20 protein-coding genes are annotated in these 19,294 nt (G+C 66.2%); 10 read left to right on the top strand and 10 right to left on the bottom strand.

Translation table 11 applies throughout. The features are described 5' to 3' along the window. The first annotated feature begins 382 nt into the window (after positions 1-382). Positions 383-1,081: a DUF4336 domain-containing protein gene (locus IB236_RS02345; RefSeq protein ID WP_192418612.1), complete on the top strand. Its 699-nt coding sequence runs from the start codon at positions 383-385 to the stop codon at positions 1,079-1,081. Between the two features lie 45 nt (positions 1,082-1,126). Here IB236_RS02345 and IB236_RS02340 read toward each other — a convergent pair whose 3' ends face one another. Next, positions 1,127-1,981, bottom strand: coding sequence for an IclR family transcriptional regulator (locus IB236_RS02340; RefSeq protein WP_192418611.1), 855 nt, complete (start codon positions 1,979-1,981; stop codon positions 1,127-1,129). Between the two features lie 286 nt (positions 1,982-2,267). Between IB236_RS02340 and IB236_RS02335 the strand changes: the two genes are divergently transcribed. The 8 genes from IB236_RS02335 to IB236_RS02300 all read left to right on the top strand — a co-directional run bounded on the left by IB236_RS02335 (position 2,268) and on the right by IB236_RS02300 (position 10,194). Further along, a complete protein-coding gene (locus IB236_RS02335; protein WP_192418610.1) occupies positions 2,268-3,377 on the top strand; it encodes an ABC transporter ATP-binding protein in 1,110 nt (369 codons plus the stop codon). After that, complete coding sequence (locus IB236_RS02330) at positions 3,374-4,246, top strand: ABC transporter permease (RefSeq protein WP_056747537.1); 873 nt, start codon at positions 3,374-3,376, stop codon at positions 4,244-4,246. The genes IB236_RS02335 and IB236_RS02330 overlap by 4 nt, the downstream gene beginning before the upstream one ends. A gap of 4 nt (positions 4,247-4,250) precedes the next feature. Continuing rightward, positions 4,251-5,045 (top strand): ABC transporter permease, encoded by a 795-nt coding sequence (locus tag IB236_RS02325; RefSeq protein WP_056061258.1) that lies wholly within the window; start codon positions 4,251-4,253, stop codon positions 5,043-5,045. 15 nt (positions 5,046-5,060) lie between these two features. Beyond that, positions 5,061-5,357: a (2Fe-2S)-binding protein gene (locus IB236_RS02320; protein WP_225580905.1), complete on the top strand. Its 297-nt coding sequence runs from the start codon at positions 5,061-5,063 to the stop codon at positions 5,355-5,357. Beyond that, on the top strand, positions 5,354-6,742 hold the full coding sequence (locus tag IB236_RS02315) for an FAD/NAD(P)-binding oxidoreductase (protein WP_192418608.1): 1,389 nt from the start codon (positions 5,354-5,356) through the stop codon (positions 6,740-6,742). Before IB236_RS02320 ends, IB236_RS02315 begins: the two co-directional genes overlap by 4 nt. Further along, positions 6,739-7,896, top strand: a complete 1,158-nt coding sequence (locus IB236_RS02310; RefSeq protein ID WP_192418607.1) for an FAD-binding oxidoreductase — start codon at positions 6,739-6,741, stop codon at positions 7,894-7,896. The genes IB236_RS02315 and IB236_RS02310 overlap by 4 nt, the downstream gene beginning before the upstream one ends. A gap of 50 nt (positions 7,897-7,946) precedes the next feature. Then, positions 7,947-9,017, top strand: coding sequence for an ABC transporter substrate-binding protein (locus IB236_RS02305; protein WP_099729658.1), 1,071 nt, complete (start codon positions 7,947-7,949; stop codon positions 9,015-9,017). Positions 9,018-9,210: 193 nt separating this feature from the next. Next, entirely contained in the window at positions 9,211-10,194 is a 984-nt protein-coding gene (locus IB236_RS02300) for a c-type cytochrome (protein WP_192418606.1), read from the top strand. A gap of 179 nt (positions 10,195-10,373) precedes the next feature. On the opposite strand, the gene IB236_RS02295 is transcribed toward IB236_RS02300, so the two are convergent. The 9 genes from IB236_RS02295 to IB236_RS02255 all read right to left on the bottom strand — a co-directional run bounded on the left by IB236_RS02295 (position 10,374) and on the right by IB236_RS02255 (position 18,626). Further along, positions 10,374-11,018: a plastocyanin gene (locus tag IB236_RS02295; RefSeq protein ID WP_192418605.1), complete on the bottom strand. Its 645-nt coding sequence runs from the start codon at positions 11,016-11,018 to the stop codon at positions 10,374-10,376. A 79-nt stretch (positions 11,019-11,097) separates the two neighbouring features. Further along, positions 11,098-11,574, bottom strand: coding sequence for a group 1 truncated hemoglobin (locus IB236_RS02290; protein ID WP_192418603.1), 477 nt, complete (start codon positions 11,572-11,574; stop codon positions 11,098-11,100). 10 nt (positions 11,575-11,584) lie between these two features. Further along, positions 11,585-12,517, bottom strand: coding sequence for a DUF3034 family protein (locus IB236_RS02285; protein WP_192418601.1), 933 nt, complete (start codon positions 12,515-12,517; stop codon positions 11,585-11,587). A gap of 147 nt (positions 12,518-12,664) precedes the next feature. Then, a complete protein-coding gene (locus tag IB236_RS02280; protein WP_192418599.1) occupies positions 12,665-14,032 on the bottom strand; it encodes a HupE/UreJ family protein in 1,368 nt (455 codons plus the stop codon). A gap of 8 nt (positions 14,033-14,040) precedes the next feature. Further along, positions 14,041-15,183 (bottom strand): hypothetical protein, encoded by a 1,143-nt coding sequence (locus IB236_RS02275; RefSeq protein WP_192418597.1) that lies wholly within the window; start codon positions 15,181-15,183, stop codon positions 14,041-14,043. Positions 15,184-15,279: 96 nt separating this feature from the next. Then, the gene (locus IB236_RS02270) at positions 15,280-15,531 is read right to left on the bottom strand and encodes a hypothetical protein (protein WP_108499985.1); all 252 of its coding nucleotides are present in this window, start codon (positions 15,529-15,531) and stop codon (positions 15,280-15,282) included. A 17-nt stretch (positions 15,532-15,548) separates the two neighbouring features. Further along, positions 15,549-17,102 carry a DUF4331 domain-containing protein gene (locus IB236_RS02265; RefSeq protein ID WP_056061224.1) on the bottom strand — a complete coding sequence of 518 codons (1,554 nt, stop codon included), beginning with the start codon at positions 17,100-17,102 and terminating at the stop codon, positions 15,549-15,551. A gap of 149 nt (positions 17,103-17,251) precedes the next feature. Further along, a complete protein-coding gene (locus IB236_RS02260; protein ID WP_192418595.1) occupies positions 17,252-18,043 on the bottom strand; it encodes an anti-sigma factor domain-containing protein in 792 nt (263 codons plus the stop codon). 7 nt (positions 18,044-18,050) lie between these two features. After that, complete coding sequence (locus IB236_RS02255) at positions 18,051-18,626, bottom strand: RNA polymerase sigma factor (protein ID WP_056747526.1); 576 nt, start codon at positions 18,624-18,626, stop codon at positions 18,051-18,053. A gap of 246 nt (positions 18,627-18,872) precedes the next feature. Between IB236_RS02255 and IB236_RS02250 the strand changes: the two genes are divergently transcribed. Next, on the top strand, positions 18,873-19,286 hold the full coding sequence (locus IB236_RS02250) for a cytochrome c family protein (RefSeq protein WP_225580903.1): 414 nt from the start codon (positions 18,873-18,875) through the stop codon (positions 19,284-19,286). Positions 19,287-19,294 lie beyond the last annotated feature (8 nt).

Raw genomic sequence — 19,294 nt, 5'->3', positions numbered from 1 at the left:
CACGTGGAGCATCATCGAAGGTGGAATGGCGATTTCAGCTCGCAGACCAGTCCCCGACCCCAGCCAATACTGCGGTCAGCTGCAAAGTTCTCTGTCAGGCTGGTGTCTAACCGGGCGCCAGAGGATGAGCAGTGGTATCAACTTGAGCACCAGGTCCATCACTAGGCACACGAAACGATGAGAACTAACCATGCCATCGAAGGGATGCCCAAAAGACTGCGCCTCATGCCAAACGTTGAGTGTCCGCTTTACCCAAGAGCCACCACGGCTCCTGGCTGGATTCTGCCCCTCGGCGACGGACGATAGCGGGCCCAAGCAGAACTCCGAACCATGTCGAATTCGTTCAAGACCTTACCCAGTGGCCCGGGCACCATCCTGCGCCATGCAACTTGAACCCCTCGATACCGATCTCTGGCACGCCACCCACGCGTTCAAGGCCAACGGCCTTCCTATCACCACGCGCATGACGGTCGTGCGTCTGCCAGGGCGCAAGCTTTTCATCCACTCTCCCATCCCGATGCCGCCCGGCAGCGCGTTGTTGCGCCAGGTGCAAAGCCTCGGCAGCGTGGCCTTTGTCGTGGCGCCGAACAAGATGCACCACCTTTTTCTGGCGCCCTGTGCCGCAGCCTTCCCGGGCGCGGTGGTCTACGGCCCTCAAGGGCTTGCGCAAAAACGGCCAGATTTGGCAGCTACGCTGCATGCGCTGCCTGCAGGCGACCTCCCCGAGTGGCTGCCTGAGCTGGAGCACTTTGCGTTTGAGGGCATCCCGGCAGGCAATGAGTCGGTGTGGTTTCACCGGCCGTCTGCCACGCTCATCGTGACGGACCTCCTGCAGTGGATGGCGGGCGATCTGCCCTGGCTCACACAGGCCTATGCCACGTTGACAGGGGTACGGCGCCAAATGGCTGTGCCGCTCACAGTGCGTGCATTGGTGCGCGACCGCGCTGCGGCGGCCCGCAGTGCCGCGCATGTGTTGCGCTGGCCGTTCACACGGGTGGTGACGGCCCACAACCAAGTGATTGACAGCGATGCACACGCACAGGCGGCGCAAGCGCTGTCGGTATTTCTGAGCGCAAGTTGACCCGCAAGCCGTTGCTTTCGGGAATTCGGAACCTCGCTCAACAGATCACGCCCCAGGTTCCGCAGGTGCAATGGCCTGCGCCTCGGCTCGCACGGATGACAAACTCTGTGCCGGCCTTCTCAGCGTTGCATCAAACGGATTGATCTTCGGCCCAATCGCGGCCGCCTCGCGTTTGAGCAACTCCACGACGGTCGGCAGACGGTCATCGTTCAAGCGCGCGGAGATAGTGCCCACGCTCAATGCAGCGACGGCCCGACCTTCGCGGTCCAGTATGGGTACGGCTACACCAGCCATGCCTTCGAGCAAGCCGGTATTGCGCCCCGCGTAGCCCAGCTGGCGCACACGCTCGATCTCGGTGCGCAGATAGACCTCGTCAAACACGCCGTACTCGCGCACGCGGGAGAGGTTGAAGCGGATGACCTCTTCGCGCTCGGCCTCGGGCAAGAAGGCCAGGATGGCCAGCGCACCCTGCCCCACGCCCAGGGCCACGCGGCCGCCGATGTCGCCGGTGAAGGAGCGGATGGGGAACGGCCCCTCGCTGCGGTCCAGGCACACGGCATCGAACCCGCTGCGCGCCAAGAGAAAGATGCTGTCTCCCAGGCTGGCGCACAGGCGCAGCAATGCAGGGCGGCACAGGGTGCGCAGGTCGCCGGGGTTGCCAGCCTTCGCCGCCAATGCGAAGAATTCCATGCTCAGGCGGTAGAGCTTGCTGCGCTCGTCCTGCTCGACCATGCCCTCTGCCACCAGCGATTGCAGCAAACGGTGCGTGGTGCCTTGCGTGAGGCCCACGGCGCGCGCCAATTGGGTGACTCGCCCGCCCTCGGCCTGCACGGCCGACAGGGCCCGGATGACGGCAAACACCCGGGGTACGCCGCCGGTGGCGGTGGATGCGGCTTCCATACCTCGCTCCTGTGGAATTCGTTGATCAAACTGAAGGCATCATATTTCATTGAACGGAATAAATTCAATAAAAATTCTGATTAATGGAATACCCGAAGCATTCTGGTTTGTTTATTGCAATAGATTCAATTGAATCGAGCGGCTGTTCCAGCCTTTGTGCGGCACTTGCACCACCCCGGTGCAAGCACACCGAAGGCCCGCAGCCCATCCATGCAACTCCACAGCAGGTGACACGCACAGCCCCCCAGGCAAACCGTGCGATGCCACCACCGGAAAGGCTTTCGCCATGTCGTTTCTCAAGCTCACGGATGTGACCAAGTTCTATGGCAGCACCTGCGCGGTGCAGTCCATGAACCTCACGGTGCAAAAGGGTGAATTTGTGTCGTTGCTGGGCCCGTCGGGCTGCGGCAAGACGACCACGCTGCAGATGGTGGCGGGGTTCGAGGCGGTGACCAGCGGGCGCATCGAGCTCGATGGCAAGGACATCACCCACGCCAAGGCCAACACGCGCGGGCTGGGCATCGTGTTCCAGAGCTATGCGCTGTTCCCGCACATGACGGTGGCGGCCAACGTGAGCTTTGGGCTGGAGATGCGCAAGGTGCCCAAGGCCGAACGCGCCGAGCGCGTGGCCCAGGCGCTGGCGCTGGTGCACCTGGAAAAGCACGCCACGCGCTACCCGCGCGAGCTGTCTGGCGGCCAGCGCCAGCGCGTGGCACTGGCCCGTGCACTGGTGATCGAGCCGCCCGTTCTGCTGCTGGACGAGCCCCTGTCCAACCTCGACGCCAAGCTGCGCGAGGAAATGCAGTTTGAGCTGCGGCAAATCCAGCGCAAGGTGGGCACCACCACCATCATGGTCACGCACGACCAGAGCGAGGCCATGTCCATCAGCGACCGCGTGGTGGTGATGGAGGCCGGCCGCGCCACGCAGATCGATCACCCGCATCGCGTGTACGAGCACCCGCGCACGCGCTTCATCTCCACCTTTGTGGGCAAGGCCAACCTGCTGCCCGGCCAGGTAACGCATGCCAATGGCACGCACACGCAGGTGAAGGTGGGCGCCCTCACGATGGAGGTGGACGGTGCCCGCTACCGCCCCGGCGCCGCCGTGCTGCTGAGCGTGCGGCCTGAAAAAGTGCAACTGGTGCCCGCCGTGCAGGGCCGGATGGATGGCCAGGTGTGCGAGCGGTTCTTCCTGGGCAGCCAGTGGCTGTACAGTGTGGGCACCCCCGTGGGCGACCTGATGGTGCTGGCGCCCAACGACGGCCGCGCTGCGCTGGCCGAGGGCGAGCGCACTGGCGTGGACTGGCCCGACCACTGCATGCGCCTGCTGCCCGCCGATGAAACTGCCCTGGCCGAGCTGGAGGCCGAAGACACCTCCGCCGAGGTGGCGCCATGAGCCTGGCCACCACCTTACTGCACAAAAAGGCTGCGCCCTGGTGGCTGTCAGGCCCGGCGCTGGTGCTGTTCACGGTGCTGCTGCTGGTGCCGCTGGCGCTCACGGCCGTGCTGTCGTTCAACGCGTTCGACCCGGCCACCGGGGTGAAGGCGGGTGAGTTCACGCTGGAGCATTACGCCCATGTGTTCACCGATTCGTATTACCACACCATCTTCTGGCGCACGTTCTGGATTGCGGGGCTGGTTACGCTGATCTGCGTGGCCATTGGCGCACCCGAGGCCTACATCCTGAGCCGCATGGGCAACCCTTGGCGTTCCATCCTGCTGCTGGTGGTGCTCGCGCCGCTGCTGGTGTCGGTGGTGGTGCGGGCTTTTGGCTGGAGCATGCTGCTGGGCCCCGAGGGGCTGGTGAATGGCGCGCTGCAACTCGTTGGCATCGGCCCGGTGAAGATGCTCTACACAGAGATCGCGGTGGTCATCGCCCTGGTGCATGTGATGCTGCCCTTCATGGTGATCCCCGTATGGACCTCGCTGCAGAAGCTAGACCCCGGTGTGGAAAACGCAGCGCTGTCGCTGCAGGCCTCGCCCTTCACGACGCTGCGGCGCATTGTGTTGCCGCAGGTACTGCCTGGCATCCTGTCCGGCAGCCTCATCGTGTTCGGCCTGGCGGCCAGCTCGTTTGCCATTCCCGGCCTGCTGGGCGGGCGGCGGCTGAAGATGGTGGCCACGGTGGTGTACGACGAGTACCTGCACGAGCTGAACTGGCCCCTGGGCGCCGCCATTGCGCTGACGCTGCTGGTGGCCAACCTGGTGGTGATGCTGAGCTACAACCGACTGGTTGAGGGCCGGTACAAGAAAGCGTTGGGCTGAAGTTATGCAGAAGAACGGACCTTTGGCCCTCGCGTTCAACGCGCTGGTCATCACCTTCATGCTCGCCCCGCTGCTGGTGGTGTGCATCGTGGCGTTCACGCCGCACAACACGCTGACGCTGCCCACCACCGAGTTCTCGCTGCGCTGGTTCAAGGCGGTGTTCGAACATTCGGACTTTGTGCAATCGTTCTGGAACAGCCTGTGGCTGGCGCTGGCTTCGGCCACGCTGGCCACAGTGCTGGCCGTGCCTGCGGGCATTGCCATCACGCGCTATGAGTTTGCGGGGCGCGGCTTTCTCAACGGTCTGTTTCTGTCGCCGCTGATCATTCCGCACCTGGTGCTGGGCGTCGCCCTGCTGCGCCTGTTTGCGCTGCTGGGTGGCACAGGCAGCTTTGGCTGGCTGGTGTTTGCGCATGCGCTCATCGTCACGCCCTACACGCTGCGGCTGGTGGTGGCGGCGCTGGTGGGCTTTGACCGCAGTGCCGAGCACGCAGCCCTGTCGCTGGGCGCCAGCCAGGCCACGGTGTTCACGCGCATCACGCTGCCGATGATCCTGCCCGGCGTGACAGGCGGCTGGATGCTGGCCTTCATCAACAGCTTTGACGAAGTGACCATGTCGATCTTTGTCACCTCGCCCAGCACGGTGACGCTGCCGGTGCGCATGTACATGTACGCCACCGAGTCGATCGACCCGCTGATGGCTGCGGTGTCGGCACTGATGGTGGCCCTGACGGCCTGCGCGATGGTGATTCTCGACCGGGTGTACGGCTTGGACCGCGTACTCGTAGGGCGCAAATAAATGGGCACGACCTCCATGACTGTGAACACAGCCCAGCTCCACCGTGTGGCCGAAAAAGACCGCGCGCCCGTGCCCTTCTTGCTCGATGGCGAACCCGCCACGGCGCTCGAAGGCGACACGGTGCTCACGGCCATCCTCACTCACCGCGCCCAATTGCGCCGCAACGAATTCAGCCACGAGCCGCGCGCAGGCTTTTGCCTGATGGGCGCGTGCCAGGACTGCTGGGTGATGACTGCTACCGGCGAACGCCTACGGTCTTGCGCCACCTTCATCCAGACGGGCATGCAGCTGACTACCGGAGGGGCCGCATGACCGCCCCCACCTTGCAACCCGTGATCGTGGGCGCAGGTCCTGCGGGCATCCGTGCAGCGCAAACCCTGGTGGCTCATGGTGTGCGGCCCATGGTGATCGACGAGGCCGCGCGCGGCGGCGGGCAGATCTACCGCCGCCCGCCCGCCCACTTTGCCCGTAGCCCGCAAACGCTGTACGGCACCGAAGCATCACGCGCCACGGCATTGCACAGCACGCTGGATGGCTTGGCCGCCCACATCGACTACCAACCCAACAGCCTGGTGTGGAACGCCCATGGTGGCCAGCTCGATGTGCTGCATGGCCCCACACAGACCACGCGCACGGTGCCCTACGGCCAGCTTATCGTGGCCAGCGGCGCCACCGACCGCGTGCTGCCCATGCCAGGCTGGACGCTGCCCGGCGTGTACACGCTGGGCGGTGCGCAGGTAGCGCTCAAGTTCCAGGGCTGCACCATTGGCCGCAACGTGGTGCTGATGGGCACCGGGCCGCTGCTGTATCTGGTGGCGTACCAATATGCCAAGGCGGGCACCAAGGTCGCCGCAGTGCTCGACACCGCCCGCTTTGCCGACCAACTGGCCGCGCTGCCCGGCATGCTGACGCAGCCCGCCGTGCTGGCCAAAGGGATGTACTACGTGGGCTGGCTGCGCGCGCACGGCGTGGCGGTGCACACCGGCGTGCGGCCCGTTCGCGTGGAGGGCGAAACACGGGTCAATGCCGTGGTGTGGACCGACGGCCAGAACGAGCACACCGTGCAGTGCGATGCCGTGGGCTTTGGCTACGCCCTTCGGTCCGAAACCCAACTGGCAGACCTGCTGGGCTGCCGCTTTGCCTGGGCGCCCATGCACCGCGCCCACCTGCCCGAGCGCGACAGCGCAGGGCGCACCAGCGTGGCCGGTGTGTACCTGGCGGGGGATGGCGCGGGCATCATGGGCGCCGATGCGGCTGAATGGGCGGGTGAGCGCGCTGCGCTGGCGCTGCTTGCCGACCACAGTGTGAAGGTGGACGAGGCACGCGCTGCAGAGCTGGAACGCAAGCTCACGGGCTTGATGCCCTTCCGCCAAGGGCTGGAGCGCGCCTTCCCCTTCCCCACCAACTGGGCGGCCCACGCGCCCGACGCGCTGGTGGTGTGCCGCTGCGAGAACATCACGGCCGGTGAGCTGCGCGCCTGCGCCCGCGATGCGGGCGCAGACGAGATGAACCGTCTTAAAGCCCTGACCCGCGTGGGCATGGGCCGCTGCCAGGGCCGCATGTGCGGTGTGGCCGCTGCAGAAATCCTGGCCCAGGCCACAGGCAAGCCTATCGATCAGGTGGGACGGCTGCGTGGGCAGGCGCCCATCAAGCCCATCCCCATCCACCTGCAACCCCAGGCGGAGGCACGCGCATGACCGCAACCCCAACGATTGACACCGACGTCGCCATTGTGGGCGGCGGCATCATGGGCGCATCGGCCGCACTGGCACTGCGCCGCAAAGGTGTGGCGGTGGTGCTGCTGGAGCGCGACCTGTGCGGCTCGCGCTCCAGCGGCGTGAACTATGGCGGCGTGCGCCGCCAGGGCCGCCCTGTGAGCCAGCTGCCGCTGGCGCAGCGCGCCCACCAGGTGTGGGCCGACCTGCCCGCGCTGGTTGGCACCGATGGCGAGTACCAACGCAGCGGGCACTTCAAGATCGGGCGCAGCGAGGCGGACATGGCTGCGCTGGAAGCCTATGCCAACCTGAGCCGTGACTTCGACCTGGGCATTCAACTGATCTCCGGCGCCACGCTGCGCGAGCGCTGCCCTTGGCTGGGCGGGCGCGCCATGGGTGGCTCGCTGTGCCCCGACGACGGCCAGGCCAACCCGCGCCTGGTGTCGCCCGCGTTTGCGCTGGCGGCCAAGCGCGCGGGCGCGCAGATTCTGGAGCGCACACCAATGACCTCGGTGGAGCACGACGGGCAGCTGTTTACCGTGCGCTCCGGCACCACCGTGGCGGTGCGTGCGCCCGTGCTCATCAACTGCGCTGGTGCCTGGGCCGGTGCGCTGGCCGCGCAGTTTGGCGAGGCCGTGCCCATTCACTCCGGCCATCCGGCCATGGCCGTGACCGAGCCCCTGCCCTTTTTCATGCACTGGAGCATGGGTGTGGAAGGCGGCGGCATCTACTGCCGACAGGTGGCGCGCGGCAATCTGGTGCTGGGCGGCGGCGCAGGTGTGGCGCTGGATGCCGACCGCGCCCGCTCCGAGCGCAGCGCCATCTCGACCCTGGCAGTGCAGGCGGTGGAGCTGCTGCCCGCCCTCAAGAACGCGCACTTCATTCGCACCTGGAGCGGCACCGAAGGCTATCTGCCTGACCGCCAGCCGGTGCTGGGCAAGAGCCACACCACGCCCGGCCTGATCCATGGCTTTGGCTTTGCGGGTGCGGGCTTTCAGATTGGCCCCGGCGTGGGCGAGGTGCTGGCAGAGCTGGCACGCGATGGCCGCAGCACCACGCCGATTGATGCCTTTGCGATTGAGCGCTTTCTCCCAACGACGGTGGCTGACGTGGCCAGCACTGCCGCTGCCCACTGACCCCGTTTGCCACCGACAAAACTCCCCTCCCCACCAGAAAGGAAACCACCATGACCTTCTCCCCCCGCTTTGCCAGCCGCACCCGCCGCGCCCTTGTGACGGCCGCTGCACTGACCGCCGTGGCCGCCGCAGGCACCGCCACCGCGCAGACCAAAACGCTGTACATCGGCATGAATGGCGGCACGATGGAGAAGGCGTACACGCAGTACGTGTTCCCGGCGTTCGAGAAGCTGCATGGCGTGAAGGTGGTGGTGGTGCCTGGCACGTCCTCGGACATCCTGGCCAAGGCCCAGGCCAACAAGGACAAGCCGCAGATGCACGTGATGTTTCTGGACGACGGCATCATGGTGCGCGCCATGGGCATGGGCCTGTGCGAAAAGCAAAAGCCCAACCCGCATCTGAACGACATCTACCCCGCCGCCCGCTTCAAGGACGACCTGGCCAGTGGCGTGAGCCTGGGCATGACCGGCATCGCCTACAACACCAAGATGTTTGCCGAAAAGGGCTGGGCCGCGCCTACGTCGTGGATGGACTTTGCCGACCCCAAGTACAAGGGCAAGGTGGTGTTCCAGTCCATGCCGTCGTCGTCGTTCGGGCTGCACGGCTTCTTGATGTTCAACCGCATCCAGGGCGGCAACGACAAGAACGTGGAGCCTGGCTTCAACAACTGGGCCAAGACCATCGGCCCCAACGTGCTGGAGTACATCCCCAGCTCGGCCAAGATTTCAGAGATGGTGCAGACGGGTGAAGCGGCGATCTTCCCGCTCACGCCGACCAGTGTGGCGGCCTTGAAGGCCAAGGGCATTCCGGTGGAATACGCACAGCCCAAGGAGGGCTCGGTGGTGCTGATGACCGGCCAATGCGTGATCGCCAAGAACAGCGAGCCCGAACTGGCGCAAAAGCTGGCAGAGTTTCTGCTGAGCCCGCTGGCCCAGGCCAACGTGCTGCAGTTTGGCGCGCAGATCCCCACCAACCCCAAGGCGCCGGCCGTGGGTGAAGGTGCCGCCCAGGTCGCGCAGATCAGCCAGTGGATGAAAAACGCCGTGACGCTGGACTGGGACAGCGTGAACGCCAACCGCCCTGCGTGGAACGCGCGCTGGAACAAGACCATCGAGCGCTGAGAGGATATGGAGCGCGTGTGAACAGGCTACACCTGCTCACACCGGCGGGCCGTTTGTGACAAATGTCACCGGCCCCGCCATACCCTGCGGTGGTGGGGTGCCACAAACCGCTTCTTCGACTTCAGAATCCGGCGCCTGGGCATGCTGATTCGTTCAGCCCGTCCGCCACCATTCGAAGAAGAGGGATACCACCATGAAACGCTGGATCAAATGGACCGCAGGCAGCGCACTGCTGCTGGGCGTGATCGTTGTCGCCACCGCCGCCAGCGGCCTGTACCTGGCCGAGCAAAAACGCAACCGCTACATCGACATCAAACCCCGCCCCGTGGCCTACACCACCGATGCGCAGACCATCGAACGTGGGCGCTATCTGTATGCATCGCGTGGCTGCACCGACTGCCATGGCGCACAAGGCACGGGCCGCGAGTTCGTCAACGATGGCAAGGGCACGCGCATCGTGGGGCCCAACATCACACCGGCTGGCGTGGTGGCGCGCTACCAGCCCGAGGACTGGAACAGCGTGATCCGCCACGGCGTCAAGCCCAATGGCCGCCCGGTGCTGGTCATGCCCAGCGAGGACTACAACCGCTTCACCAACGAAGACCTGAACGCCCTGGTGTCGTATGTGCGCCAGTTCCCCCCCAAGGAGGGCACGCAGGCCGTGATCGATCTGCCGCACCCTGCCTGGGTGCTGTATGGGCTGGGTGCGATTCCCGACGCGGCCTCGCGCATTGACCACCAGTTGGCCCCATCGCGGCCGACGGCTGCCGGAGTGACGCTGGCCAATGGTCAGTATGTGGCCAACATGTGCATCGGCTGCCATGGTGCCGACCTGTCGGGCGGAAAAATCCCCGGCGGCCCGCCTGACTGGCCTGCGGCAGCAGACATCCGCCCTGGCACACACAGTGCCGACAGCGCCCTGACACGCTACCCCAACGCCGCAAGCTTTGTGGCCATGCTGCGCACAGGCAAGCGGCCTGACGGCACACCCATCCAGGTGATGCCCTTCGAGTCGCTGGGTCAGTTGAGCGATGTGGATGCGCAGGCGCTGTACCTGTACCTGAACGCACCCCCTGGCAGCGTGAAGCAGGACGTGGGCAGTGCAACGGCCGGTAGCCAAAAGAGCAGCGCCAACACCGTGCCCTCCGGGCCGGGCGGGCTCAAGCTGCCGGGTTGACTTGGGAGCCTGTGGACGGCCCCGCAGGGGGACGCCCGCAGACACTCAGACGAAAGAGCAGGCGACGGACCACGCCCCCAAAAATCGCTGCCCTGCTGACCCGCCCCCTTTGGACCACCCGCTGTGGTGGCGGGTCAGCTGCCAGGGTGCTGATGTGCGTGGGGAGGCGAGACGGGCGCCTAGCTGTAAGACCCCATGGGCCCACCGGGGCTGTTGGTAGGGCCGGTGGGCGCAGCCGGCGGTGCGCGACGCACCCGTGGCACCACGCTGAGCTGCACGGTATCCAGCACCGGGCCGGGCACCACATTCAGCGCCTTGCGCGGCAGGTCCACCAGTTGCTCGGCGTGCCACACGCGCACCTGTGCGGCGCCATCCGGCACGCTGGCAAATCGGGCAATGCCATCGTTGTCGGTCTTGAGTGTCCAGGCCGAATCGGTCACAAACACGTGGCCGCGCATGGAACCGTGCAGGTGGCAGCCCAGCAGCACCACGCCAGGGGTGTCGAGTTTGACGTCCGCAAAGTTGGCGGGCTTGCCGTCGGCCTTGCCGGCCAGGCGCAGCTCAAAATTGGAACCGGGCGCAGCAGGGGCCGCTGCAGCGGCCACGCCTGTAGGGTTGCCGCGCACATGGTGATCCCACCGGTCCTGGTTGGTGAAACGCACGGTGGTGCCGGGCATCACCACGGTGACGGCAGGCACAAAACGCATGCGCTCCTGCTCAATGGTGGGGCTGGGCTGCAGCAGGCTGGGGGCCGCGCCCGCGGTGGCCCCGGGGTACACCACCACCACGGCGTCGGGCACCGGCTTGCCCTCGCGGTCCAGCACCTGAATTTGAACATTTCCGGACCAAGCGTTAGTGAATATTGCGCTAACAGCTATCAAAAATATAGCGTTTTTCATTGTCTTACCGCTTGGTGATCACGTCACGGTGCATGGGCGCCAACAAGGCCAGCAGGCGGTTTTGTTGAGCGAACGGTATGCCCTGGGCATCCATGGCGCTTTGCAGCACCTCCACCAGGGCGTTGAAGTGGCCCTTGTTGATGTCCATGTCGGCATGGGCCGATTTCATGTCAGCGCCTTCATATTTGCAAGGGCCCCCGCTCAACTGGCAAAACTGCTCGGTCAGGCTCTCCTTGAGGGCGGCTGGTTTCGTGTCCTTGAAGTGGCTGCCGATGCGCGGGTCCTTGACCACACGGTTCACAAAATCGTCCACCAGGCGGGTGATGCCAGGCTTTTCGCCCAGGGCCTGGTACAGGCCGGCAGGGGCTACAGGGGCTGCAGTGTTCGCCACCGGCGCCGCAGCGGTCTGCGCAAAGGCCGAGGCAGCCAGCAAGCCGCTCAGGGCGATGGCCAGGGCGATGAGGTTTTTGGAGTGGGTCATGAAAATCTCCTCAGAAAGCGACTTGGGCCGACAGGTAGTAGCCCGTCTGGCGGCGGTTTTGGGTGATGCCGGGCACGATGCGGCCCAGGTCCACATAGGCGAGCGTGAATGACACGTTCTTGCTGGGCGCCCAGGCCACAAAGATGTCCTTCCAGTCGTCTTCGCGCAGTGCAGCACCCAGGCCGGCCGCAGCGCCCAGCGCCTGCAGGTTGTTGGGCTTGAAGCGGTATTCGGCGCCCACCGCCAGGTTCTTGTTGATCAGGTACGCCACCGAGAATTCGGGCTGCAGGCTGCGGCTGTTCTTGCCAGGCGCAGCCGAGCCAAAGCCCAGCAGGCCGTTCTGGTTGGCGTTGGTGTAGCGCAGCGTGCCGTTGACCAGCACGCTTTGCGCCAGCAGCAGCTTGGTGGCGCTCACATACACATCGGTGCCGCTGGTTTTGGTGCCCAGAAAGTCCAGCACCGACCTGAGGGAGCCCGGGTGCACCTGCTTGTGCTCCAGCCCCACCGCAATCTGGGGCATCCAGCTGTCGCTGTTGAGCACCGCGTCGCCCGCCACCTTGAGCTTGATGCCGAGCACGTCCATCTTGATGTGCTGGCCGGGTGTCACGCCAAACGGCGCAATGCCGTTGAGCGCGATCGCGGGCGAGGCATCAAAGTCCTGGCGCGCCAGCGACAGCTCCAGGCGGTCGTGCAGCCCCAGGGCCACGCCATAGCCGTTCAGGCTGTAATCCTGGGTCGCAGCACGGGTGGCATAGGCGCTGACACCCACCTCGCCCTCGGTGGCGTTGCTGCCAATCACTGCCCAGGGGGTCAGCCCGCCGCCCGCCGATCCGGCGATGGTGCTGACACCACCGGTGAGCAGCAGCTTGCCGGTATCGGCCTGGGCCGCACTGCAGGTCAGTGCAACGCCAGCCAGCACGGCGATGGAAAGGGGACTCTTCATGGGGCGCTCCTCATGTTTGTAAATAATTGCTACGACAGCGTCATTACGCACACGGGCGACGTCCAGATGTGAATCCAGAGTGCCGCAAAGGGTCTTTAGCGCCTGATCAGGGTCTGGCCCTCCACGACGGACTGGCCACCGTTCTCGTCAGCCAGCGAAGGCAAGGCGCTGCACGGTCCAGTACAGCGACAGCACCAGCAACGCGACGGAGCCCCCACGCACCACCACCGAGCGGTACCACGCCCTGCGCGCCAATGCCACCGAAACCGCGCACCACAGGGCGACCACCATCAGCTGGCCCACTTCGACCCCCAGGTTGAACCCCGCCAGGGCCCACAACAGCGAAGCCCCCGCCACGCCAGCTTCAACCAGCACCCCGGAAAAACCCAGCCCGTGCACCAGACCAAAGCCCAGAGCAAGCCAGCTACTGCGCAGGCCTTGGACGGGAAACAGGTTCAGCAACGCCGAGATGCCGATGCTGATGGCAATGGCGGGCTCCACCCAGTTGCCCGACACGGTGACCCAGCCCAGGCCTGCCAGTGCCAAGGTGATGGAATGGCCCACGGTGAAACAAGTCACCGTGAGCAGGAGCGCCTTGATCCCGGCGAAGCGGTCCCTGGCGCCGGAGGCCAGGGTTTCAGCGATCGGTGTTGTGCCGGACTCCGTGTGCAATGGCAGATCGCGGTGGCGGGGCTGCGGCTGCGGCTGCGGCTGCGGCTGCGGCTGCGGCTGCGGCTGCGGCTGCGGCTGCGCCAAGGATATGGGCAGCAACAGTGCCAGCAAAAAGGCCAGGTGGTCGTAGCCAGACAGGATGTGGTGCACCCCTTCGGTCACAAAGTGCAGCAGCGTGGCCACCCCGCCGCGTGGGGCGCCGGGCACTGTTGCGTCCGTGCCTTGAGCACCTTCTGCACCGTCTGGCCCCGCTTGTCCGGCGCGGCTGCCTGCAGAGCGCAGGTCGGTGCCGGAGCGCCCGTCAGGGGCCAGCACGGCTGCCAGCGTCTGGCCGCTCAACGCGCCGCCCACCAGCAGGCGGTGTGTGGGGTCGATGCCCTGCATCAGGCCGTAGCGCAGGGTGACCGCCTGGGCTGGCGCACAGGGCAGCGTGGCAGCCAGCCGCGCGTAACGCCCATCGGTGCGCTGCTCCAACGCTTCAAAGCGCCAGGCAGGCACCGTCGCCGTGCCGTCGCACTGCCACAACATGCCCTGGCCCACCCACTGGACGATGGCGGGCACGGACTGTCGCACCTCGCCCCATGTGAGCTGGCGGTCGCCATCGGCATCGAGCTGCTCCAGCGCGGCATCTACATCCTTCAAGGCCACCGACAGCACAAGGCCTATCGATGCGCCCGCCCCTGCAGTGCCCTGGGGTGCCAGCGCATTCGTCACCCGCAGATAGGCGTCGCTGGCCTTGTGGGCCCAGGCGCTGGGCGCCAGTGCTGCGGCAGTCAACGCGACAGCCACCATGGCCCGCAGGGAACGCCCGTGTGGGCGCAGGAGGCCCGTTAACCAGTGCATGCAGCGCATCATTGGGCTCCCCGGGTCTGCCAGCGCGCCAGGCGCAGGTCTTGCAGTCCTGCTTGCTGCAGGGCCTGCCGCACGGCCTGGTGGGCAGCAGCATCGCCCGACTGCTCAGAGGTCTGCAGTGCAAGCCACCAGTCGAGTGGCTCTTTTTGCAGGGCAAGGTTGGTGCGGGCCGCCTTCCATGCGGCGGCGGGTTGCCCCTGCAACCACAGCGCCAGCAAGGCACGCTCCCGGGCGTGGGCGTCCAGCCCCTCTCCGCGCGCCGCGATGGCGGCAAAACGCGCTTCCAGGTCGCGCACCAGGGGCTGCCACGCGGCGTCCCCCATCAGCCGCAAGGCCTGCGCGCGCCGCAGCAGCACGGAGTCGCTGTCGGGCTGGTGCCTGAGCACCTCCAGCGCGGCGCTCGCACGATTGCGGCGCAACAGCTGGTCGGCATAGGCCAGCGCGGTGTAGCCGTCGGGGGCATCGGCCAGGCTGCGGCGGTAGGCCGCGTCGGCAGCGTCATCGCGCCCTGCGCGCTCTTCGCTCTCGGCCAGCAGCGACCCGATCCAGGCCCGCTGGGCAGCATCCGCCGCCACCTGCTGCAGCAGCGCGGTGAAGCCATTGCGTGCGGCATCGTGCTGGCCTTGCAGTGAACGGGTTTCGAGCAGACAGGCGGTGGCATACAGCGCAGCACCGTGGCGGGCTACGTTGCGGCAGGCGGCCTCGGCGGCCTCATAGCGCGCGGCCACACGCTCCAGCGTGGCCAGCGTGAGCCAGCCCTGCACCTGTGCGGGGTTGGTTTGCAAGGCGCGCTCCAGCGTGGCGCGCGCTGCTGAAAATTCATGGCGCCCTTGCTCTACGGTGGCCTGCAACACCAGCAGATCGGCCGGGGCGCCTGCCTGGCCCCACCAGCGTGCCAGGGCCGCCTGTGCCCGGCCCAGGTAACGCGGGTCCGCCGTCTCGCGTGACAGCGTGATCCAGCGCCGGGCCGTGGTGGCGGCGGCCTGGGGCGTGGCGGGGGCTGCGCTCACACGCTCCGGCAGACGCTCGACCACATCGGCATTGAGGCCAGGTGGCAAGTCCTGCGGCAAGGCCGCCAGGGCCGTGCCCGCCCAGAGCACCAGGCACAAGGCCACGCACACACAGCGATGAGGTTTCTTCATGGGCTCGTGACAACAGCGGATATCGAAAGAGACACAATCACCCACGCACGCCCTGGCCACACCCCTTCAGGGCGCAGCCAGGACATCGCGCGGGGGTCAGAGCCGCGAATCGGGCTCTTCAGCCTCGGTGCTGGACAGCACCAGCTGGTCAACCGCCTGAGGCTCCGCGGTGTCCGAAGCGCCGCTGGCCACAATGGGCTGCACATACGCGAACGCATTCACCATCACGGGGCCCCCATTGCCAGGGTCTGCCGTGTTGTCGCCGCTACCCCCACCGCCGCAACCGGTGATGGCCAATGCCGCCACCGAAGTAAGGGCCAGGTGCTGAATCCGAAGGTTCTTTTGCATGGTGTGGCTCCTTCGGATCAGAAGTTCTTGGCACCGGGCAGCGGTGGGTTCACATACGGAAACGCCGTACGGTAGTCGGTCGCCTTGGTGCGCGAGCCGTCCACAAACGCTACCCCTCCTGCCGGGGCATCACCCGGCTTGCAGCCCACCTTGAGCGTGTCCGTGGCACCCGTCACCGTGCACAGCGCCCCCATGGCCACGCGCAGCGATACGTCCACCACGTCGTCGCCCAAGCGGCGGCCGTTCGGGAAGCCGGCCGCATCCCCTGCCACCACCCCCAGCGAGTTCTGCGCAGCCGCAGCCGTGGCGGCAATGCCCGTGTTCAAGCGCAGCATTTCGGCCAGGGGGCCGCCGGCACCCAGGCCGGTGATGTTGCCGGGGCGATTGACGGTGGGCAGCCCCGTGAGGAAGGCCGTCATCAGGTCGGTGCGCGGGAAGTTCGTGGGGGCCTTGGCGCCAAACAGCGTCTCGACCAGCGCGGGCAGCGTGGGGTGCGTCACGTAGTCCGCAAAGTTGGCGGCATCATCCTTGGGCTTGGACGCGTTGAACTTGTCCTTGTCCTTGAGGCCAATCACCACCTCGTTGACCAGCGGCATGCCCAGGCGCGAGACCTGCGTCCATGCGCCACCGGCCTTCTCGCTGGCCTGCAGGCCCGAGTCTGGCTTGCCATTGAGCAAGCGGGCCTGGCGCAGGCTGGCAGTGGTCCAGCCGCCAATGACCTTCTCGCCCGATGCCGCCGTGAGGCAGTTGGTGGGCACTTCCACCGCGAGCGACGTCACGTTCTTATTGGCAATCTGGCCCGCGCCGAAGGCCGCAGCATTCGACTCGCTGGTGATGACGGCGGCAGGTGCATTCACCAGATCAAAGATGGTGCCCAACGACACCGGGAACGGGTCCTGCCGCTGGCCCACAAACACCTTGCCGGGGGTCGCGCAGCCGGGGATGTTGATGCCATACACATACTTGCCGGCATAGGCGTCGTAGGCGGCCGCATTGCCCAGCGATTTTTCACCGATGTAGTCGATGGGCTTGGTGAAGGTGGTGCCACCACCGGCCATGGTGATCTGCTCGCGCTTGCCGGTACGGCGGTCACCGCGCACGATGAACATCTCGTACTCTTCACGGTATGCCAGCGGGTCGCCCGCTGCGCCGCTGATGCCACCGGCGTTGCGCAGCGGGATCGCCACCTTCTTGCGAGCACCATCAGGACCGATATCGAGCGTGATGCCGTTGCCACCATTGTTCAGCGTGTTCTTGAAGCGGAACTGAAAGGTGATGTCCTCCGCTGCGTCGCCGTTGTTGTCGATGTGGATCTCGTACAGCGCATTCGAGTCCAGGCTGAAGTAGTTGGGGCCGCCATAGGCATCCTGCAGCGGCAGGTAGTTGGCGATCATGGTGACAAAACCCGCTCGACCCGGTTCGTAGCTGTTGAACAGGTAGAAGTCACTGCCGTCAACCTTGGGCTGGGTCGTGATGAACGGCGCCTCGCGGTGGCTGGACGCCAGACTGACGCCCGCTGCGCTGGCAGCCAGAACAGCCAGCACGGCCAGACTGATTTTTTTCAATGGCATGGGGATCTCCTCGTAGGTGGATGGTGGGGTGCCAAGCACCCCACCTTGAATACGACGAAGAGAAACCCGTGGATTCAACGGTGGCGACTATTCTTTTCTTTTGCCACCGGTTCTTCCAGACCTGTACGCCACCGCCTGGAACCCGGGTGTCAGGTGGCCTTGCGGATCAGAGTGCCCTTGAACAGCACCGGCCCGGTCGGGCCTGTGGCGCTGGGCACACCCCCCTTGGGCTCCAGACTGATGGCCAGCGTGGGGACTTCTTTCACATCGCCCTCCTGGGCCACCAGCTTGAGCAGCTTGTCCTGCCCCAGCACGCCCAATGAGCGCGGGCCGCCAGCGGGCGGCAGCGCCCACAGTTGCAAGGACTTGTCCGCACCCTCCTGGAAACCGCCCACGCGCTGCAGCACGAGCTGGTTGTTCTTGGGGTCGAACGTCACCAGCATCGACGCGTCGGCCTTGTCATCGGCCAGCACCGCCACGTACTGGATCTGGGGTGTGGCTTGCAGTTGTTGCTGCAGTGCGGCGATCTGCGCGCCGGTGGTGGCACGCAGGCCACCATTGACCTGAACGCCCACCACCACAGCCGCCAGCGTGGCGATGGCGCCCGCAGCCGCCGCACCGCGCCACACCAGCAGGTTGCGCCACCAGCCGCTGGGGGCCTCTGCGGCCTGGTGCACACGGGCAGCCTGCATGGCAGACGCAGCCCGGTCGGCCTGCACCAGGTTGTCGATGCGCGTCCACACGGCGGGCGCGGGGTGGATGGCGGACTGCAACTCGGTCAGGCCGGACCAGCGGGTCTGCCAGACCAGCGCGGCAGCGCGCACGGTGGCGTGTTCGCGGGCCAGGCTTTCAAATCGGCGGCGGGCGCCGCCACGCAGTGTGCCCAGGGCGTAGCTGGCAGCCAGGCGGTCGAGCAGTTCGGGGTGTCGGGTAATGTTCATGGCAACCTCACGCAAAACGCGCCATGCAGGTGCGCAGCTGTTCCAGGCCCCGGCGGATCCAGGTCTTGACGGTGCCAAGCGGCAGCTTGAGTTGCTCGGCCAGCTCGCCGTGGCTCTGGTCGCGTAGGTAGGCCAGGCTCACTACCTCGCGCTGCTTGTGATCGAGCTTTCCCAGACAGTGGTGCAGCGCAAAGGCCTGCTCGCTGGCATCGGCGGCGTCCATGGGGTTGGGCGTATCGCCCTCCAGCGTCTGCGCCATCTCGTCATCCAGCTCGTTCATCAGATCGGACCGGTCGGTGGTGCGCTTGCGCAGGGCATCCAGCGCCCGGCTGCGCACGATCAAACCCATCCACGCCATGGGCGGACTCAGCGATGCGCGGTAGTTGCCCGCGCCGCGCCAGATGGTCAAAAACGCCTCCTGCAGCACATCCTCCGCCGCATCGCGGTTGCGGACGATGCGCAGGGCCAGGCCAAAAAGCTGCGACGAGGCGCGCTCGTACAGCTTTTTCAGCGCGGAGTCGTCCTGCGCGGCGATGCGGTCTAGGAGGTCCATCAGTTCACGGTCTGGGTGGAGGGTGCTCATGCGCCCATTCTCGGGGATTGGTTGGGTGGGAGGTGCCTGCGGGGCTTTGCTGTGTGTGAATACGCCACTGCAGGCACTTTGGATGCAGCCGGGCACAAAAACAGTGCCCTGGCTCGGCAAATTGGTGTAGTCGGGGTATCGGGCACTCCAACCGCGACGGGCATGAATCCAGGCGGCGGGATCGTCCGTACTGCAAGAGTCACCTACGCCCACAACGCTTGCGCTTTCCACCCCATGCTGCCCGTCATGCCTCTGCCTCGCCCACTGTTCACTGTTCATTGGGTTGCCGTTGCGGCCACCTTGGTGTGGGGGGCCCACAGTCCTGCTGCAGCCCAGTCGGTGGAGCGTGGCGCTGCGCTGTACGCGGCGCATTGCAGCAGCTGCCACAGCCCGGACCAGCACGGAGACGGCCCGGCGCACCGGGGCGTGGTGGGGCGCCGCGCGGGCGCACTGAAGGATTTTGACTACTCGCCCGCGCTGCGTGCAAGCAAGCTGCTGTGGACGCGTGCCACGCTCAAGGCCTGGCTGACCGACCCCGAGGCACTGATCCCCGGCCAGGGCATGGACTACCAGCTCGACGATGCGCAGGGCCGCGAGGACGTGGTGGCCTACCTGGCCACGCTCAAACGCCTGCCGGCGCCGACGACGGCCGCGCGGTAAAGGGCTTT

Source organism: Acidovorax sp. ACV02 (assembly GCF_014851475.1).
Taxonomy (GTDB): Bacteria; Pseudomonadota; Gammaproteobacteria; order Burkholderiales; family Burkholderiaceae_C; genus Acidovorax; species Acidovorax delafieldii.
The sequence above is the reverse complement of the archived record's forward strand: the minus strand, read 5'-3'. Positions and strand labels throughout refer to the sequence as shown.

Coding starts and splice junctions, on each gene's coding strand:
- IB236_RS02345 (WP_192418612.1), top strand. CDS start 383: ATGCAACTTGAACCCCTCGATACCGATCTCTGGCACGCCACCCACGCG.
- IB236_RS02340 (WP_192418611.1), bottom strand. CDS start 1,981: ATGGAAGCCGCATCCACCGCCACCGGCGGCGTACCCCGGGTGTTTGCC.
- IB236_RS02335 (WP_192418610.1), top strand. CDS start 2,268: ATGTCGTTTCTCAAGCTCACGGATGTGACCAAGTTCTATGGCAGCACC.
- IB236_RS02330 (WP_056747537.1), top strand. CDS start 3,374: ATGAGCCTGGCCACCACCTTACTGCACAAAAAGGCTGCGCCCTGGTGG.
- IB236_RS02325 (WP_056061258.1), top strand. CDS start 4,251: ATGCAGAAGAACGGACCTTTGGCCCTCGCGTTCAACGCGCTGGTCATC.
- IB236_RS02320 (WP_225580905.1), top strand. CDS start 5,061: ATGACTGTGAACACAGCCCAGCTCCACCGTGTGGCCGAAAAAGACCGC.
- IB236_RS02315 (WP_192418608.1), top strand. CDS start 5,354: ATGACCGCCCCCACCTTGCAACCCGTGATCGTGGGCGCAGGTCCTGCG.
- IB236_RS02310 (WP_192418607.1), top strand. CDS start 6,739: ATGACCGCAACCCCAACGATTGACACCGACGTCGCCATTGTGGGCGGC.
- IB236_RS02305 (WP_099729658.1), top strand. CDS start 7,947: ATGACCTTCTCCCCCCGCTTTGCCAGCCGCACCCGCCGCGCCCTTGTG.
- IB236_RS02300 (WP_192418606.1), top strand. CDS start 9,211: ATGAAACGCTGGATCAAATGGACCGCAGGCAGCGCACTGCTGCTGGGC.
- IB236_RS02290 (WP_192418603.1), bottom strand. CDS start 11,574: ATGACCCACTCCAAAAACCTCATCGCCCTGGCCATCGCCCTGAGCGGC.
- IB236_RS02285 (WP_192418601.1), bottom strand. CDS start 12,517: ATGAAGAGTCCCCTTTCCATCGCCGTGCTGGCTGGCGTTGCACTGACC.
- IB236_RS02280 (WP_192418599.1), bottom strand. CDS start 14,032: ATGCACTGGTTAACGGGCCTCCTGCGCCCACACGGGCGTTCCCTGCGG.
- IB236_RS02275 (WP_192418597.1), bottom strand. CDS start 15,183: ATGAAGAAACCTCATCGCTGTGTGTGCGTGGCCTTGTGCCTGGTGCTC.
- IB236_RS02270 (WP_108499985.1), bottom strand. CDS start 15,531: ATGCAAAAGAACCTTCGGATTCAGCACCTGGCCCTTACTTCGGTGGCG.
- IB236_RS02265 (WP_056061224.1), bottom strand. CDS start 17,102: ATGCCATTGAAAAAAATCAGTCTGGCCGTGCTGGCTGTTCTGGCTGCC.
- IB236_RS02260 (WP_192418595.1), bottom strand. CDS start 18,043: ATGAACATTACCCGACACCCCGAACTGCTCGACCGCCTGGCTGCCAGC.
- IB236_RS02255 (WP_056747526.1), bottom strand. CDS start 18,626: ATGAGCACCCTCCACCCAGACCGTGAACTGATGGACCTCCTAGACCGC.
- IB236_RS02250 (WP_225580903.1), top strand. CDS start 18,873: ATGCCTCTGCCTCGCCCACTGTTCACTGTTCATTGGGTTGCCGTTGCG.